Consider the following 15,913-nt stretch of genomic DNA (forward strand, 5'->3'; position numbering starts at 1 on the left):
CGATCTCTCTATCCTCCCTCATCCCAACCTCCCCACCCGCGACCAGTCCAGCCGGCGGGTCAGCACCATGAACACACCCAGCAGGCCAAAGCACAGCAACGAGCCCATCAGCAGTGCGTAGTCCTCGGCGCTGAGCAGCCCGTAGAGCATGCCGTACAACGCCGCCAACCCCGCCGCAAAGCCCACCCCGCGTCCCAGGCTGCGCAGCACGTGCACCAGGTAGAAGCCGATCAGCAGCACACAGCCCGACGCCGACAGCCCATAGGCCAGGCCGAACCCCAGGTGCTCCGACAACGACAGCAGCAGCAGGTAGAAGAACGCCAGGGCCACGCCCACCAGGATGTACTGCACCGGGTGCACGCTGAGGTTCTTCAGCACCTCGAACAGGAAGAAGCCGGCGAAGGTCAGGGCGATGAACAGCAGCGCGTACTTGATCGCCCGCTCGCTCTTGAGGTACTGGTCCACCGGGTCGACGAAGCTGACGCCGAAAGCCCGGTCGGTGAAGTCAGCGCACTTCTGCGCAGTGGCGCACAGGCGCACCGCCTCCTCCAGGTTGGTGGCGAAGAACGTGGTCTGCCAGTGGGCGCTGAAGCCTTTCTCGTCGATGGCGCGGCGGCTGGGCAGGAAGTTGCCGATGAAGCTCGGGTGCGGCCAGTTGGCGCGCATGTCCACGGTACTGCTGCGCCCGACCGGCAGCACGGCCAGTTGCCCGGTGCCCAGCAGGTCCAGGTCGAAGGCATAGGTGAACTCCCGGGCCTGCGGCTCGCTGAACTGCGGCAGGTCCACATGCACGCCGCCAGGCAACCAATCGACTCCGTTGCCGGGCTGGAACGGCAGGCGCTGGTCGTCCAACTTCAGTTCAAGGCTGTTCTCGATGCCGCGGATATCACTGATGCCGACCATCAGCCGCGGCTTGTCGAAGCGATAGTCGTCGTAGTCTTTCTCGATCCCCCAGCGCTCGGGCAGCTTGAAGCGGCCGCTGATCCTGCTCTTGGCATGGAACAGGCGCGCCTGGTAGATGCCCCGGGCACGCAGCTCGGTATCGACGCCCACATCCATTTCGAAGGTTTCCGGCAGGAAATACAGCTGGCCGTGGACCGTGCTGGTTTCCTGGACGCTCTTGCCGTCCTTGTCGATCCAGCGGCGCTCGTACTTGCGATAGGGCACTACCACGACCGGGCCACTGACCAACTGGTCGAAACTGGAGCTCGCGGCGATCTCGCCGAGCACGTTGTTGCGCAGTTGCTGACGTTCGTCGATCAAGCCGCCGATCATCAGCAGGGGAATCAGCAGCAGCAGGATCAGCACGGCAATCAGGCCGAGCTTGAAACCTAGGGTCTTGTTCATGGGGTTGGGCTCCGTTTGCGATGGGGGCAGTGTCTGCCCGCTGCGTGGAGCCCTTGGGGAGGGAATGTGGAGATTGTGTGGAGATTGGAGCGGTCAGCAGAAAGCCTGTGGGAGTGGGCGACTTGCCTCTCAGGTAAGTCGCCGCGCCGGCAGCCACAACCTCACCCGCACGCCACCCTCGACGTTGTCCACCGCCAGCGCCCCGCCATGCAACTGCATCACCTCGGCCACGAAGTTCAGCCCCAGCCCGGTGCTCTTGCGCCCGGTGCCGGGCCTTGGCAGCGAATAGAAGCGCTCGCTGACCCGGCCCAGGGCATATTCGGGGATCGCCTGCCCCTGGTTGAACAGGCTTAAGGCCACCCGCTCGCCATCGCGCTCCAGCTCGAAGGCCAATGCGCCTTGCTGCGGGGTGAAGTCCAATGCATTGTCCAGCAGGTTGGCCAACGCCTGGCGCATCAGGAATGGATCGCACAGTAGCCTGAGGCCCGCCGGGATCCGCTGGCGCACCTGCAACCCGGCACCGTCGATCCTTGTACCTTGGGCCAGCAACAGTTCGTCAATCAACGCCGCCACCGCCACCTGCTGCTCGTCCTCCAGGGCCTGCATCTGTTCGACCCGGGCCAGGTTGAGCAACCGCTCGATCATCTGCTGCAGGCGGTCGCTCTCGCGCTCGATGTTGCCGGCAAAGCGCGCCCGCTGCTCTTGCGGCATGTCGCCCTGCAGCAGCTCAGAGGCGCCACGGATCGCCGCCAGCGGGCTCTTGAGTTCATGGGTGAGCGTGTGCACATAGCGTTCAACGTAGGCCTTGCCTTCGAGCTGGGTGCGCATGCGTTCCACCGCCGTGGCCAGTTGCAGCAGCTCGCCGCCCTTGTAGTGCGGCAGCGCGGCACGCTGCCCCTCGCTGACCGCCTGGGCATAGTGGGTTAGGCGGCGCAGCGAGCGGGTCAGCCACCACGACAGCGCCGCCCCCACCAACAGGCCAAGCACGATCAGCCCGAGGCCGAGGATCAGCAGGCGCCGCTCGGAGCGGTCGATGTATGGCTGCAGCGAGCTGTTGGGCTTGGCCACGGTGACCACGCCGATGATCTGGCCACCGTCGAGGATCGGCGCCGCCACATGCATCACCGAAGTGCTTTCGTCATCCGGGTCGCTGCGGGTCGAACGTGCGCCGTACTGGCCGCGCAAGGTCAGGTAGACGTCATTCCAGCGCGAATAGTCCTTGCCCACGTCCCGGCCGCTGGAGTCGAGCAGGACGATGCCCTTGGCATCGGTCACGTAGATCCGGTGGCTGACCTGGTTTTTCGCCAACCCCCAGATCTGCGCGCTCGGGCGCCGCTCGCCATAGGAGGCCAGTACCTGCGACAGGCGGCTCTGGGTCAGGGTGCCGTTCTTCACATCGTCATGCAGGATCTCGGCCAGCAGGTTGGCGGTGTCCACCAGGGTTTCTTCCGATGACTGACGCACCACCGGGCGGATCTGCTCGCGCACTGTATTGAGCAGGAAATAACCCGCCAGGCCGACGAACAGGAAGTACACCAGGAAGATGCGAATCCCCAGGCGCATCAGGCGTGCTCCGGGCTGTAGCTGTAGCCCAGGCCGCGGTGCGTCTGGATCGCCTCGGCGTCAGGGGCAACCTGGCGCAGCTTGGCGCGCAGGCTCTTGATATGGCTGTCGATGGTGCGCTCGTAGCCCACATCCGAGGCCACGCCCAGGCCATCGAGCAGTTGCTCGCGGCTGAACACCCGGCGCGGTTGCTCGAGCAGGCTTTGCAGCAAGCGGAACTCATGGCGGGTGAGCGCCAGCGCCTGACCCCGGTAGCTGATACGCATCGCCAAGGTATCGAGCTGGAACGGTGTGCTGTCGCTGGCCACTTCAACCCTCGGCGCCATGCGCTTGAGGATCGCCCGCACCCGCGCCGCCACCTCGCGGGGGCTGAATGGCTTGACCACGTAGTCGTCGGCGCCGATCTCCAGGCCCAGCACGCGGTCGATCTCGGCGTCGCGAGCGCTGAGGAACATCACGGGCACCTCGCTGAAGCGGCGCAGCTGGCGGCAGGTCTCGAAGCCACTGATATCGGGCAGGCCGATATCGAGGATCACCAGGTCGGCCGGGCGCAGGCGCTGCTGCTCGACGGCGGCGCTGCCGAGGGTCACCCACTCGGTGCTGTGGCCATCGGCCTGCAGGGCGTAGATGAGGGTGTCGGCGATGGCGGATTCGTCTTCGACGATGAGGATGTGGGGCATCTGAGCGGCAAGCCTCGAGCTGCAAGCTTCAAGTGAAAGCGGATCGCGGCAACTTACACCGATCCGCCGTTTCTTGCAGCTTGTCGCTCTATGCTTGCAACTGCTGCATCAGCAGCCCGGATTGCCTGCCGTGAACTTCTCGCGCGGATCCACCGCCGCCTTGAACTTGCGCAGGGCCTTGGAGCCGATCAACAGCGGATAGCGGAAATTGCTGCGGTCGACCAGGTTGACCTCCACGGTGCGTTTCACATCGCCCAGGCACATTTCCAGGTCGATCACCGGGCGATGCGAGAGCGCTGGCGACTCCTCCTCGTCATCTTCCTCGGCGCGGTTCTTGATCTTGCTGATACGCGACACTTCATGCTCGTAGAGCTTGTCGCTGGCGCCCTCGGTCGCCAGGCGGAAGCGCACCCACTCGTTGCCATCACGGGTGAACATCTCGATGTCCTTGGCCGACAGCGAAGCGGTCCAGGCACCGGTATCCATCTTGGCTTTGAGGGTCTGGCCGATCTCCGGCAGCTTGATGTTCTCGTAACGGCCATAAAGCGTCGGTTCGGCGGCCATTACCGGCAGCGCCAGAAGGGACAGCAGGGCAAGCAAGGGTTTCACAGGGCAGGCTTCCTTGAGAGGGGTCAGTGCTTAGACTGTGCGGGCAGGATAGGTTCGTCGCCACAGGTTAAACAACATAATGTGAAACATTTGTCCCAGTTAATGGACGTACGACGTTTGGCTAAGGGCCATACCCTGCTTATCATTGCCAACCGTTCACCTCACACAACAAGAGTCCCCTTATGCGTCGCCTGCTGACCGGCATCCTCACCCTCACCCTGCTGCTGCTCAACACCCTGGTGCTGATCGGCCCGCTGCTGGTCTTCGCCCTGCTCAAGCTGGTGCTGCCGGGCCGTGGCCGCGACTACGCGTCGGCCGCGGTGATGTGGATCGCCGAAACCTGGTCGGAAATCGACAAGGCCATCTTCGCCCTGTGCATCCCCACCCAGTGGGACATTCGCGGCGTCGACACGCTGCGCCAGGACACCTCGTACCTGTGCGTGAGCAATCACCAGACCTGGGTGGATATCCCGGCGCTGATCGAGAGCCTCAACCGCCGCGTGCCGTTCTTCAAGTTCTTCCTCAAGAAAGAGCTGATCTGGGTACCGCTGCTGGGCCTGGCCTGGTGGGGCCTGGATTACCCGTTCATGAAGCGCTACAGCAAGGCCTTCCTCGACAAGCACCCCGAACTCAAGGGCAAGGACCTGGAGATCACCAAGGCCGCCTGCGAGCTGTTCAAGCGCCAGCCGGTGACCGTGGTCAACTACCTCGAAGGCACCCGCTTCACCGAGGCCAAGCGCGCCGAGCAGCAATCGCCCTACCGTCACCTGCTCAAGCCCAAGGCCGGCGGCGTGGCTTTCGTACTGGCGGCGCTGGGCGAGCAGCTGGATGCGCTGCTCGATGTGACCATCGTCTACCCGGGCGACAAGGCGCCGGGGTTCTGGGATCTGCTCAACGGCAGTATCAGCCGGGTGATCATCGACATCCGCGTGCGCGAGCTGGACCCGGCGTTGTGCGCGGGCGATTACGAGAACGATCCGACGTTCCGTCAGACGGTGCAGGCCTGGGTCAACCAGCTGTGGCTGGACAAGGACCAGCGGATCGCGCAGTTGCGCGCAGAGATGCGCTGAAACCAATGGCCCTGGCGCGCTCTTGCCCGCGATAGGGCCTACAGATACCTCACCAAACCCCGATTAAAATCCAGATTTATAATCGACATAAGGAACTCTTTGTTTGTCACCACCCACCTGAGTGGATAAAAATCGATCAACCACAACTACAAGAAAAGCCAGGATCGATCGATGGCCAACCCTCCCTGCTCCGCCCCCGCGCAACTGCGCCGCGTCCTGGGCCTGCCCGCCCTGGTGTTCTTCGGCCTGGTGTACATGGTCCCGCTGACCATCTTCACCACCTACGGCATCGTCACCGAACTCAGCGGTGGCCGCACCGCCGCTGCCTACCTGGTCACCCTGCTGGCCATGCTGTTCACCGCCACCTCCTACAGCTTCATGGTCAAGCGCTTCCCGGTCGCGGGCTCGGCGTACTCCTACACCAACATGGCGTTCGGCCCCAACGTGGGTTTCCTGGCGGGCTGGTCCCTGCTGCTCGACTACCTGTTCATCCCGATGATCAATTACCTGCTGATCGGGCTGTTCCTCAACATCGCCTTCCCGGCCATCCCGGCCTGGGCCATCGTGCTGGCGGCCATCGCCGTGGTGACCGTGCTCAACGTGGTCGGCATCCACTCGGTGGCCAAGACCAGCAACCTGATCGTCGGCGCGCAGATCGTCTTCATCGGCGTGTTCGTCGCCCTGTCCTGGCAGGGCCTGGCCGGCCAGCCGGTGGACCTGCTGGCGCCGCTGCGCGGTGATGGCAGCGCGCCGGGCTTCGCTGCCTTGATGGCAGGGGCTGCGGTGCTGTGCCTGTCGTTCCTCGGCTTCGATGCCGTGTCGACCCTGGCCGAAGAATGCAAGGACGCCCGCCGCGACGTGCCGCGAGCGATCATCCTCACCACCCTTGGCGCCGGGCTGCTGTTCACCGTGCTGGCGTATGTCAGCCAGCTGGTGCTGCCGGGCAGCACCTTCGCCAACACCGATGCCGCCGCCAACGAAGTGATGATGAAGGCCGGCGGGCAGTTCCTCGCCAACTTCTTCACCGCTGCCTTCGTTGCCGGCAGCCTGGGCTCGGCGCTGGCCTCGCAGGCGGCGGTGTCGCGCATCCTGTTCACCATGGGCCGCGACCACGTACTGCCGCAGCGCAGCTTCGGCTACCTGTCGCCGCGCTTCGGCACGCCGTTGTTCGCCACCCTGCTGGTATCGGCGTTCTCGCTGCTGGCACTGGTGATCGACCTGGCCACCCTCGCCTCGCTGATCAGCTTTGGCGCGCTGGTGGCGTTCTCGGCGGTGAACCTGGCGGTGGTGAAGACGCACCTGATGGATGACGCGGGACAGCGCACGCCGCTGGGCCTGCTGCGCTATGGCGCGGTACCGCTGGTGGGGTTGGGCCTGACCTTGTGGCTGTGGACCAGCCTGTCGGCGCTGACGCTGGTGATCGGCTTGTGCTGGTTTGCGTTGGGGCTGGCGTACCTGGCGGTGCTGACGGCTGGTTTCCGTCGGCCGGTGCGGTTGGTGGATTTCTCCGAGACCGCGTAGCCCCGCATGTTTCCTGCAGGAGCGGCGGTGCACCGCTCCTTCAGAGGGTGGGGTCAGACCGACGGGGTGTTTACCGCCGGGCTACCCCACAAACTCCCCAGGTTCTGCAGCAACGACCCGGCAATTCCCTGCTGCCCCAGGTACTGCAGGATCAACGGCGCGAATTGGCCGATCATCCCGGTATCCATGCCCAGCGCCTTGAAGGCGGTATCCAGGTCATTGCGGTTCTCGACTTCACCGCCCAGCGCATTGCTCAGGGCCGAGCTGTTCTTGTCATTGCCCAGCAACTGCCCCAAGCCGTTCAGCCCACCCAGCGCATTGTTGCCCGACAGCAGGTCGAGCCCCGGCACGGCCTTGGTCAACTGCCCGTAGTCATCGCCGCTGAGGTTGTTGCGCGCCAGGCCCAACATGGCCCCCGCGCCGCCGATGGCTTGCTCCGGAGTGATCTTCAATTCGCTACCCAGCGTGTTGAGCAGGTTGGCCTGGGCGGCTGGCGCTTGTCCCTGAACCTGCTGGTTCTGCATGGCCGAGACGGCATTGGCCGCGTCGCTGAGGTTGAAGGCGAACACCGGGCTTACGGCCAGGGTCATCAGGGTTGTCAGGGTGAATGCTTTCATCGGGAGGGACCTCGTCGGCCGGAATGGCCGGGAAACGAAGGGTTGGACTGGGGTGCCGGAGGTTTGTTCCGGGCCGGCCATCGGTGTTCATCCCAAGGGCCCAATCGCTGGCAAGCCAGCTCCCACAGTGGATTGCACAACAGCCTAAGGCCTGCGCTGTACCTGTGTGTGGGCTTGCCGGCGATGGGCCGCACAGCGACCGCGGCTATTTCAACCCGGCTGATAAAAGCCCGAGGCAGGCACCTGCTTCAACGCCCCCACCAGCGCATCTGACTGCCCCCAGGCGACAGTCAGATGCTGCAGGCTCGACGCCTGGAGCTGCTTCACATCGCCGTCGGTCGCCAGCTCTTGGGCGTGATAGCCGTCGGTATAGGCGATGAACATGAAATGGCAGACGTTCATCAGCACCTCCTCGATGGGCACGGCGCCTTCGAGGAGAGCAGTGGAAAGGGATTGGCCGGGTGGGAGTTGTAATTTGGCGTGGAGGTCTTCGGGTGGGTCGGGGGACGATTTTTTCATGACAGTCACCTGAATGCAGTGATGCTGCATTATTCGTTTCCACACAAAAGGGTTGCAGCTGTACACGGGGTGGACTCGGATGCATTCAGGAAAACCCGGTAGGCACTAAGCCTCCCGCGCACAGCCGCCATAACGACACGTTCCAGGACGCATATCCGGGTTTCCACACCCGATCGCTGAACCGACAGCGACCGGGAAAGCCTAGTGGGCAGGATTTCCCCGGACAATCAGAAGTGCATCGACATATCGCGTAGGATATTTCCTGCAACCTCAAGCAGTATGTGGGGTATAGCCTCATTCTGGGTAGGATTCTTTTTGAGACCTAGCATTTTTGCCAGTAGCGGGCCTAGCTCCATTGCCGCAAATTTGTGAAGGAGACCCAAGATCATTTGGAGACAGTCATGCAACCGAAGCACCTCTCCCCCTCGGCAACATCGTTACTGGCAACAGACATGCAAGGTTCAATATTGCGTGCGCATACAAAACAAGAGCCTCTTTCACTATCGTATGCGACCTACGGGTTCGACCCACATGCAATCTCGGACAGCCCCCAGCTCCGATTCAACGCGGAACTTCGCACAGTTGCAGGCTTCTACCTACTTGGCAGCTACAGAGCCTACAATCCAATACTGATGCGTTTTCACTCGCCCGACCGCTTAAGTCCTTTCGGAGCCGGTAACATCAATGCTTACGCTTACTGTTCTAATGACCCGGTAAATTATACGGACGCCTCCGGCTACATGAAAAATCCGCTAAGAAGCCCAGCGGGCTTAACGCTAATCGGCGATAAAAGCAATATAAACGGGAAGCTCTACAGAAATGAACAAATCAACGGTCAAACAAAACTAGTACCAGCTCCTAAATTCACCGATTCAGAAACTATCCATCTACAAAATTTAAGTCAAGAACAAACGCAAGAAATTCAGAAAACGAGCCAAAACATTCAAGATTACAAAAAAAAATATGGTCGCGGCATTAAAAAAATGCTTGAAGCGGAAGCCGCCATAGATGACCTTAACACGCAGCGCAAAAAATACGTTGAGTTACTTAAAAGGACTCAAGACCTTGGCACAATAACAGACGAAATCTCTGCTATAGATGACAAAACAAAAAAAAATCGCATAATATTTACAGAATTATCAGCACAGTATTCAGCCCCCAAAAAAAATCTTATTCTACTCACCCATCATCTAAAGCAGCTTGAAGCCGACCTTGACTACGCGCAAAACCTTATGCGAACCAACACCAAATAATACTTTTAATTATACATAAACCGTCAGATTTCTGGCTTCACAGCAGCTTCAGGCGCAAAGTCTCTCAACATAGGTTTCCCGTATGACACAGAAACATAAGCGCATGACCTCCACGACATTACTAGCAACTGATATGCAGGGCTCAGTGCTCCGTCATTCCCCCCCAAAAAACCGTAATACTTTTTACGAAAGGCTCTCTGAAAAAGACGAAACATCTCCAACTGCAAATTCATCAGAGCCGAAAAAGTCGCACACTTAAAGTGCCTATCGAACATGAGCAATACAAAAAACAGAGCCCCTATATACGGGGCTCTGATTATTCCGACCTACGCCGCACTAAACGTCTTATGCGGATCAATCACAAACTTCTTCGGCACCCCTGCATCAAACTCGCCATACCCCTCGGGCGCCTGATCCAGGCTGATCACCTGCACCCCCACCACTTCGGCGATATTGATGCGGTCCCACATGATCGCCTGCATCAGCTGGCGGTTGTACTTCATGGTCGGGGTTTGCCCGGTGTGGAAGCTGTGGGACTTGGCCCAGCCCAGACCAAAGCGGATGCTCAGCGCGCCGATCTTGGCGGCAGCATCCACCGCGCCCGGGTCTTCGGTCACATAAAGACCCGGGATGCCGATGTTGCCGGCGACGCGGGTCACTTGCATCAGCGAGTTGAGCACGGTGGCCGGGGCTTCGTGCTTGGCGCCTTCATGACCATGGCCACGGGCCTCGAAGCCGACGGCATCGACGGCGCAGTCCACTTCCGGCTCGCCGAGGATATCGACAATCTGCTCATGCAGCGGGGTGTCCTTGGACAGATCGACCACCTCGAAACCCTGGGACTTGGCATGGGCCAGGCGCAGCGGATTAAGGTCGCCGACGATCACGCAGGCGGCGCCCAGCAGGCGGGCGGACGCTGCGGCAGCCAGGCCGACTGGACCGGCACCTGCAACGTAGACGGTGCTGCCCGGGCCAACGCCTGCGGTGACGGCACCGTGGTAGCCGGTGGGCAGGATGTCGGACAGGCAGGTCAGGTCGCGGATCTTCTCCATGGCCTTGTCGCGGTCCGGCAGTTTCAGCAGGTTGAAGTCGGCGTACGGCACCAGCACGTATTCGGCCTGGCCGCCGGTCCAGTCGCCCATGTCGACATAGCCGTAGGCGCCGCCGGCGCGGGCCGGGTTGACGGTAAGGCAGACGCCGGTGTGCATCTCTTTGCACGAGCGGCAGCGACCGCAGGCGACGTTGAACGGCACCGACACCAGGTCGCCGATTTTCAGGCGCTCGACATCACGCCCCATCTCGACGATTTCACCAGTGATTTCGTGGCCCAGCACCAGGCCGACCTGGGCGGTGGTGCGGCCGCGGACCATGTGCTGGTCGGAGCCGCAGATGTTGGTGGAGACCACCTTGAGGATGACACCGTGCTCGATCTTCTTGCCGCGCGGGTCCTGCATCTTGGGGTAGTCGATCTTCTGCACCTCGACCTTGCCCGCGCCGAGATACACCACTCCACGGTTACCAGACATGCTCTTACCTCGCTTGATTTGTATTTATGCAGCGGTGGTGGAAAGCGCCGCCTTTCCGTGGGCGGCCTGTGTTACTGGAATGAAGGGATTGTGGGCTTGATGGGGGATGGGGCGGTGACTGGATGCGACAGGGGGATACCTGTTTGCGGCGCACCATCTGTCGTAAAAAACCATCGCGATGCGACTTGCCCCGCGATGGTTTCGGCTTAGAGAACGACAGTCCTATTCGCGTTTAGGAACACCCTTCTTTCGATGTGATAGCCAACCGCCCGTGCCAGGGTCAGGCACTCGATATCCCGCCCCTTGGCGATCAGGTCTTCCGGATAGTGGCTGTGATCCACCACCTCCACGCCCTGGGCGATGATCGGCCCTTCGTCCAGGTCGTTGTTGATATAGTGCGCGGTGGCACCCACCATCTTCACGCCCTTGTTGTAGGCCTGGTGATACGGCTTGGCGCCCTTGAAGCCAGGCAGCAGCGAGTGGTGGATGTTGATCGCCCAGCCATCCAGCCGGCGGCACAACTCCGGCGACAGCACTTGCATGTAGCGGGCGAGGATCACCAGTTCGGCGCCGCTCTCCTCGATCACCTGCAGCACCTTGCGCTCCTGCGCCGGTTTGTCGTTGGGGTCGAGGGCGAAGTGGTAGTACGGAATCTTGTGCCAGTGCGCCAGGGGCTCCAGGTCGGGGTGGTTGGACACCACCGCTACCACGTCCATGGCCAACTGGCCGATGCGTTGGCGGTACAGCAGGTCGTTCAGGCAGTGGTCGGCCTTGGACACCATGATCACCACCTTGGGGCGGTGATTCGGCGCGGTCAGCTCGAAAGCCATGCCGAAGGCTTCGCTGCGTTCGGCGAGGCCGGCACGGAAGCCCTCCTCGTCGAAGCCGTCCGCGGCGCGGAACTCCACACGTATGAAGAACCGCCCCGATAGCCGGTCATCAAAGGAATGGTGCTCGGTGACGTAGCAGCGCTGCTCGTAGAGGTGACGCGTCACCACATCGACCGTGCCGAGCATGCTCGGGCAGTCGGCGGTGAGAATCCAGGTGTCCGGTGCCCGACTCATGGTGCTGCTCCTTAGGCTTCGATGGCCAGGCCGTACTCGGCCGACGCGTCCTGCAGCCACAGCCACCAGTAGTCGGAGAAGCTGCGGCGAATCACCAGCTCCCAGGTGTCCTCGGCGGTGCGGCGGATCACCAGTTGCGACTTGGCGAACACGGTGCCGACGGCCTTGCCGACCGGGAAGTTGTTCGGGTGTACATCATAGCTGGTGGATTTCATCAGCACGTCGCGCACGTTGGGGCCGCGCAGCTCGAGCAGGGTCTGCCCACCGGTGACGTTGACCACCTGGATATGCTGGCCGTCGAGGGCATCGCGCAGCTTCTGCTCGACGGCGAACTCCTGGCCGCCGGGGACGATCAGCAACCACTCGTCCGGGCCGACCCATTGCAGCGACATCTCGCTGTTGGCGACCACGGTCAGGGCCACCGGCAGCTCCAGGCCAAGGGCCTTGTGCACGCCGCCGGCGAAGGCCTGGTCATGGCCGTCGCCACGCAGGGTCAGGTGGCCGAGGAATTTCTTTTCGCGCAGGGTCACGCCTGCATTCTTGCGGCCCTTGCCGACCAGGCTGGCCAGGTCGGCGTGGTGCAGTGGCGACTGAGCCTTGGCTTCAGGGCCTGGGTTTTGCTGGAAGACGTTGATAGCGCTCATTTCTTACCTGCCTTGAATTCTTGTAGGTCAGAGCGGCATCGGCACCGTGGGAGCGTGCTTGCCCCGCTATGGGGGCGCCAAGGCCTCCATCGCATCGCGGGGCAAGCCCGCTCCCACAGTATCCGGTGTCGCCAGCCGGAAGCCTTAGACGTTCTGCCGCTCACCCTTCGGGTCGAAGAACACCGAAGACACGATTTCCGCCTCGATCACGCTGCCATCGGCCTGCGGCGAATACACCCGCTCGCCCATGCGCTTGAGGCCGCCCTTGACCACGCCCATGGCGAAGGAATAGCCCAGGGAGTTGGCCGCGTAGCTGGAGGTGACGTGGCCGACCATGTCCATCGGGATCGGCTGCTTGGGGTCGAACACCAGCTGGGCGCCCTCCGGCAGCCACACGTTCGGGTCCACGGGCTTGAGGCCCACCAGCTGCTTGCGATTGTCGCGGGTGGTGTCTTCACGGTTCATGCCGCGCAGGCCGATCCAAGAGAAGGCCTTGTTGCGGCCCACGCACCAGCTCATGTTGAGGTCGTCCGGGGTCATCGAGCCGTCGGTGTCCTGGCCGACGATGATGAAGCCTTTCTCGGCGCGCAGCACGTGCATGGTCTCGGTGCCGTACGGGGTCAGGTTGTACTTTTTGCCCGCCTCGACGACCTGCTCCAGCACGCCCATGGCGTAGTTGGCCTGCACGTTGATCTCGTACGACAGCTCGCCGGTGAACGAAATGCGGAACACCCGCGCCGGCACGCCGCCGACCAGGCCTTCCTTCCAGCTCATGAACGGGAAACCGTCCTTGTCCAGGTCGATGTCGCTGACCTCGGCCAGCAGCTTGCGGCTGTTGGGGCCGGACAGGGTCATGGTCGCCCAGTGGTCGGTGACCGAGGTGAAGTACACCTTCATTTCCGGCCATTCGGTCTGGTGGTACAGCTCCAGCCACTGCAGCACGCGAGCGGCGCCGCCGGTGGTGGTGGTCATGATGAAGTGGTTGTCGCCGACGCAGGCGGTCACGCCGTCGTCGAAGACCATGCCGTCTTCCTTGCACATCAGGCCGTAGCGGGCCTTGCCCACGTCGAGCTTGGTCCAGGCGTTGCTGTAGATGCGGTTGAGGAACTCGCGGGCGTCCGGGCCCTGGATGTCGATCTTGCCCAGGGTCGAGGCGTCCAGCAGGCCGACGCTGTCACGCACGGCCTTGCATTCGCGGGCCACGGCTGTGTGAATGTCTTCGCCTGGCTTGGGGAAGTACCACGGGCGCTTCCATTGGCCGACGTCCTCGAACTCGGCGCCGTTCTTGATGTGCCAGGCATGCAGGGCGGTGAAGCGCACCGGCTCGAACAGGTGGCCGCAGTGCCGACCGGCTACCGCGCCGAAGGTCACCGGCGTGTAGTTGGGGCGGAACATGGTGGTGCCCATTTCCGGGATGCCGATCCCGAGCGAACGGGCGGCGATGGCCAGGCCGTTGATGTTGCCCAGCTTGCCCTGGTCGGTGCCGAAGCCCAGCGCGGTGTAGCGCTTGACGTGCTCGACCGACTCGAAGCCTTCGCGGGTGGCCAGCTCGATGGCTGCGGCGGTGACGTCGTTCTGCTGGTCGACGAACTGCTTCGGCGCACGGGCGGTGCCTTTGTCGTGGGGCACCTGGAACAACGCCACGGTGGCTTCTTCCTTGCGCGCCAGGGTTTTCGGCAAGGTCCCGACGCTGGCCTTGAAGCCCGCCTCGGTGGCGGCGCGAACACCGCCTTCGAAACCGTCGGCGATCACGTCACCGAGGGCGTAGACACCGTTCACGCCACCGACGCACACGCGCTTCTGCGGGGCATCGCCCGGCACGAAGCCGAGGATGTCCTCACGCCAGACCGGGCGACCGCCCAGGTGCGAGGCCAGGTGCACCACCGGGCTGTAGCCGCCGGAGGTGGCGATCAGGTCGCAGTCGAGGGTTTCACCGGGGCTGGTGACCTTGTGCGCCTGCACATCGATGGCGGCCACGCGGGCGCCGGTGACGTGCTTGCTGCCCTTGGCCTCGATCACGGCGCTGGAGGTGAGGATGCGGATGCCCTTGGCACGCGCCTCTTCGACCAGCGAACCGCGTGGGTTGTGGCGCGCGTCGGCGATGGCGACCACTTGCAGGCCGGCGTCGTGCCAGTCCAGCGCGGCGCGGTAGGCATGGTCGTTGTTGGTCGACAGCACCAGCTTGCGGCCTGGGGCCACGCCGTAACGGCGCACGTAGGTCGATACGGCGCCAGCAAGCATGTTGCCCGGCAGGTCGTTGTTGCCGTACACCAGCGGGCGCTCGTGGGCACCAGCCGCCAGCACCACGCGGTTGGCGCGCACGCGATGCACCCGCTGACGCACCTGGCCTATCGGGGCGCGGTCGCCGAGGTGGTCGGTGAGGCGTTCGTGGATGGTGAGGAAGTTGTGGTCGTGGTAGCCGTTGACCGTGCTGCGCGGCAGCAGGGTGACTTCCGGCAGGCTCTCCAGCTCGGCCACCACGGCGCTGACCCAGTCGGCGGCCGGTTTGCCGTCGAGGGTTTCGCGGCTGTCGAGCAGGGTGCCACCGAACTCTTCCTGTTCATCGGCGAGGATCACCCTTGCACCGCTACGCGCGGCGGCCAGCGCAGCGGCCAGGCCGGCGGGGCCGGCGCCGACGATCAGCACGTCGCAGTGCTGGTTCATGTAGTCGTAGCTGTCGGGGTCGTTCTGCAGCGGCGCGCGCCCAAGGCCCGCCGCCTTGCGGATGTACTTCTCGTAGGTCATCCAGAACGACTTGGGGTACATGAAGGTCTTGTAGTAGAACCCGGGCGGCATCATGCTGCCGCCGACCTTGCCGATGATGCCCATCATGTCGTTGTTGACGTTCGGCCAGCCGTTGGTGCTGGTGGCCACCAGGCCTGCATACAGGGCCTGCTGGGTGGCGCGCACGTTGGGGATCTGGGTGGCTTCGCTGGCGCCGATCTGCAGGATCGCATTCGGCTCTTCGGTGCCGGCGGCGATGATCCCGCGGGGACGCGAGTACTTGAAGCTGCGCCCGACGATATCGACGCCGTTGGCCAGCAGCGCGGCGGCCAGGGTGTCGCCGGCATAGCCCTGGTAGGTCTTGCCGTTGAAGGTGAAGTTCAGCACCTTGCTGCGGTCGATACGGCCGCCGCTGGCGAGGCGATAGGTCTGGCTCATACTTTTTCCCCTTGGCCCTTGGCGGTCGCTGGCGCGCTGCTCTGTTTCGAGGCGGCGGTGACCTGAGGCTTCTCGCCGATCTTGTAGGTTTCCAGAATCTCGTAGGTCACGGTGTCGCGGGTGACGTTGAAGTACTGGCGGCAGCCGGCAACGTGATCCCACAGCTCGTGGTGGATGCCACGCGGGTTGTCGCGGAAGAACATGTAGGTGCCCCACTCCTCGTCGGAGCAGGCGTTCGGGTCCAGCGGGCGGGCGATATGCGCCTGGCCGGACGCGTGGAATTCTTCCTCGGAGCGCAGCTCGCCGCAGTGGGGACAGAAGATGTGCAACATGACGGT

14 protein-coding genes are annotated in these 15,913 nt (G+C 62.9%); 3 read left to right on the forward strand and 11 right to left on the reverse strand.

The annotated features are described in order from the left end of the window. Window positions 1-18: 18 nt before the first annotated feature. The 4 genes from creD to rloA2 all read right to left on the reverse strand — a co-directional run bounded on the left by creD (window position 19) and on the right by rloA2 (window position 4,199). Window positions 19-1,347 carry a cell envelope integrity protein CreD gene (creD, locus tag BMY03_RS15215; protein WP_023632663.1) on the reverse strand — a complete coding sequence of 443 codons (1,329 nt, stop codon included), beginning with the start codon at window positions 1,345-1,347 and terminating at the stop codon, window positions 19-21. Between the two features lie 129 nt (window positions 1,348-1,476). After that, the gene (gene creC / locus BMY03_RS15220) at window positions 1,477-2,910 is read right to left on the reverse strand and encodes a two-component system sensor histidine kinase CreC (RefSeq protein ID WP_094011549.1); all 1,434 of its coding nucleotides are present in this window, start codon (window positions 2,908-2,910) and stop codon (window positions 1,477-1,479) included. Then, window positions 2,910-3,590, reverse strand: a complete 681-nt coding sequence (gene creB, locus BMY03_RS15225) for a two-component system response regulator CreB (RefSeq protein WP_038707205.1) — start codon at window positions 3,588-3,590, stop codon at window positions 2,910-2,912. The genes creC and creB overlap by 1 nt, the downstream gene beginning before the upstream one ends. A gap of 108 nt (window positions 3,591-3,698) precedes the next feature. Next, window positions 3,699-4,199 carry a retropepsin-like aspartic peptidase RloA2 gene (gene rloA2, locus BMY03_RS15230; RefSeq protein ID WP_094011550.1) on the reverse strand — a complete coding sequence of 167 codons (501 nt, stop codon included), beginning with the start codon at window positions 4,197-4,199 and terminating at the stop codon, window positions 3,699-3,701. 182 nt (window positions 4,200-4,381) lie between these two features. Here rloA2 and BMY03_RS15235 point away from each other — a divergent pair, with 182 nt between their 5' ends. Together BMY03_RS15235 and BMY03_RS15240 are read left to right on the forward strand one after the other, a co-directional pair. Then, entirely contained in the window at window positions 4,382-5,269 is an 888-nt protein-coding gene (locus BMY03_RS15235; protein ID WP_094011551.1) for an acyltransferase, read from the forward strand. A gap of 171 nt (window positions 5,270-5,440) precedes the next feature. Then, window positions 5,441-6,790: an APC family permease gene (locus BMY03_RS15240; protein WP_094011552.1), complete on the forward strand. Its 1,350-nt coding sequence runs from the start codon at window positions 5,441-5,443 to the stop codon at window positions 6,788-6,790. Between the two features lie 53 nt (window positions 6,791-6,843). Here BMY03_RS15240 and BMY03_RS15245 read toward each other — a convergent pair whose 3' ends face one another. Both BMY03_RS15245 and BMY03_RS15250 read right to left on the reverse strand, forming a co-directional pair. Further along, the gene (locus BMY03_RS15245) at window positions 6,844-7,407 is read right to left on the reverse strand and encodes a DUF2780 domain-containing protein (RefSeq protein WP_094011553.1); all 564 of its coding nucleotides are present in this window, start codon (window positions 7,405-7,407) and stop codon (window positions 6,844-6,846) included. A 210-nt stretch (window positions 7,408-7,617) separates the two neighbouring features. Next, window positions 7,618-7,926, reverse strand: coding sequence for a hypothetical protein (locus BMY03_RS15250; protein ID WP_143067553.1), 309 nt, complete (start codon window positions 7,924-7,926; stop codon window positions 7,618-7,620). 401 nt (window positions 7,927-8,327) lie between these two features. On the opposite strand from BMY03_RS15250, the gene BMY03_RS15255 reads away from it, so the two are divergent. Continuing rightward, window positions 8,328-9,179 carry an RHS repeat-associated core domain-containing protein gene (locus tag BMY03_RS15255; RefSeq protein WP_094011632.1) on the forward strand — a complete coding sequence of 284 codons (852 nt, stop codon included), beginning with the start codon at window positions 8,328-8,330 and terminating at the stop codon, window positions 9,177-9,179. Between the two features lie 326 nt (window positions 9,180-9,505). On the opposite strand, the gene fdhA is transcribed toward BMY03_RS15255, so the two are convergent. The 5 genes from fdhA to BMY03_RS15280 form a co-directional block, all read right to left on the reverse strand. Further along, window positions 9,506-10,705, reverse strand: a complete 1,200-nt coding sequence (gene fdhA / locus BMY03_RS15260; protein WP_046787516.1) for a formaldehyde dehydrogenase, glutathione-independent — start codon at window positions 10,703-10,705, stop codon at window positions 9,506-9,508. A 206-nt stretch (window positions 10,706-10,911) separates the two neighbouring features. Continuing rightward, complete coding sequence (gene purU / locus BMY03_RS15265; RefSeq protein ID WP_023631289.1) at window positions 10,912-11,769, reverse strand: formyltetrahydrofolate deformylase; 858 nt, start codon at window positions 11,767-11,769, stop codon at window positions 10,912-10,914. 11 nt (window positions 11,770-11,780) lie between these two features. After that, window positions 11,781-12,413: a sarcosine oxidase subunit gamma gene (locus tag BMY03_RS15270; protein WP_038707202.1), complete on the reverse strand. Its 633-nt coding sequence runs from the start codon at window positions 12,411-12,413 to the stop codon at window positions 11,781-11,783. 144 nt (window positions 12,414-12,557) lie between these two features. Then, on the reverse strand, window positions 12,558-15,575 hold the full coding sequence (locus BMY03_RS15275; RefSeq protein WP_094011555.1) for a sarcosine oxidase subunit alpha: 3,018 nt from the start codon (window positions 15,573-15,575) through the stop codon (window positions 12,558-12,560). Beyond that, complete coding sequence (locus tag BMY03_RS15280; RefSeq protein ID WP_023631299.1) at window positions 15,572-15,907, reverse strand: sarcosine oxidase subunit delta; 336 nt, start codon at window positions 15,905-15,907, stop codon at window positions 15,572-15,574. Before BMY03_RS15280 ends, BMY03_RS15275 begins: the two co-directional genes overlap by 4 nt. Between the last annotated feature and the right edge of the window lie 6 nt (window positions 15,908-15,913).

The organism is Pseudomonas soli, assembly GCF_900110655.1.
In the GTDB taxonomy this organism is placed as follows: Bacteria; Pseudomonadota; Gammaproteobacteria; order Pseudomonadales; family Pseudomonadaceae; genus Aquipseudomonas; species Aquipseudomonas soli.

Coding starts and splice junctions, on each gene's coding strand:
- creD (WP_023632663.1), bottom strand. CDS start 1,347: ATGAACAAGACCCTAGGTTTCAAGCTCGGCCTGATTGCCGTGCTGATC.
- creC (WP_094011549.1), bottom strand. CDS start 2,910: ATGCGCCTGGGGATTCGCATCTTCCTGGTGTACTTCCTGTTCGTCGGC.
- creB (WP_038707205.1), bottom strand. CDS start 3,590: ATGCCCCACATCCTCATCGTCGAAGACGAATCCGCCATCGCCGACACC.
- BMY03_RS15235 (WP_094011551.1), top strand. CDS start 4,382: ATGCGTCGCCTGCTGACCGGCATCCTCACCCTCACCCTGCTGCTGCTC.
- BMY03_RS15240 (WP_094011552.1), top strand. CDS start 5,441: ATGGCCAACCCTCCCTGCTCCGCCCCCGCGCAACTGCGCCGCGTCCTG.
- BMY03_RS15245 (WP_094011553.1), bottom strand. CDS start 7,407: ATGAAAGCATTCACCCTGACAACCCTGATGACCCTGGCCGTAAGCCCG.
- BMY03_RS15250 (WP_143067553.1), bottom strand. CDS start 7,926: ATGAAAAAATCGTCCCCCGACCCACCCGAAGACCTCCACGCCAAATTA.
- BMY03_RS15255 (WP_094011632.1), top strand. CDS start 8,328: ATGCAACCGAAGCACCTCTCCCCCTCGGCAACATCGTTACTGGCAACA.
- fdhA (WP_046787516.1), bottom strand. CDS start 10,705: ATGTCTGGTAACCGTGGAGTGGTGTATCTCGGCGCGGGCAAGGTCGAG.
- purU (WP_023631289.1), bottom strand. CDS start 11,769: ATGAGTCGGGCACCGGACACCTGGATTCTCACCGCCGACTGCCCGAGC.
- BMY03_RS15270 (WP_038707202.1), bottom strand. CDS start 12,413: ATGAGCGCTATCAACGTCTTCCAGCAAAACCCAGGCCCTGAAGCCAAG.
- BMY03_RS15275 (WP_094011555.1), bottom strand. CDS start 15,575: ATGAGCCAGACCTATCGCCTCGCCAGCGGCGGCCGTATCGACCGCAGC.
- BMY03_RS15280 (WP_023631299.1), bottom strand. CDS start 15,907: ATGTTGCACATCTTCTGTCCCCACTGCGGCGAGCTGCGCTCCGAGGAA.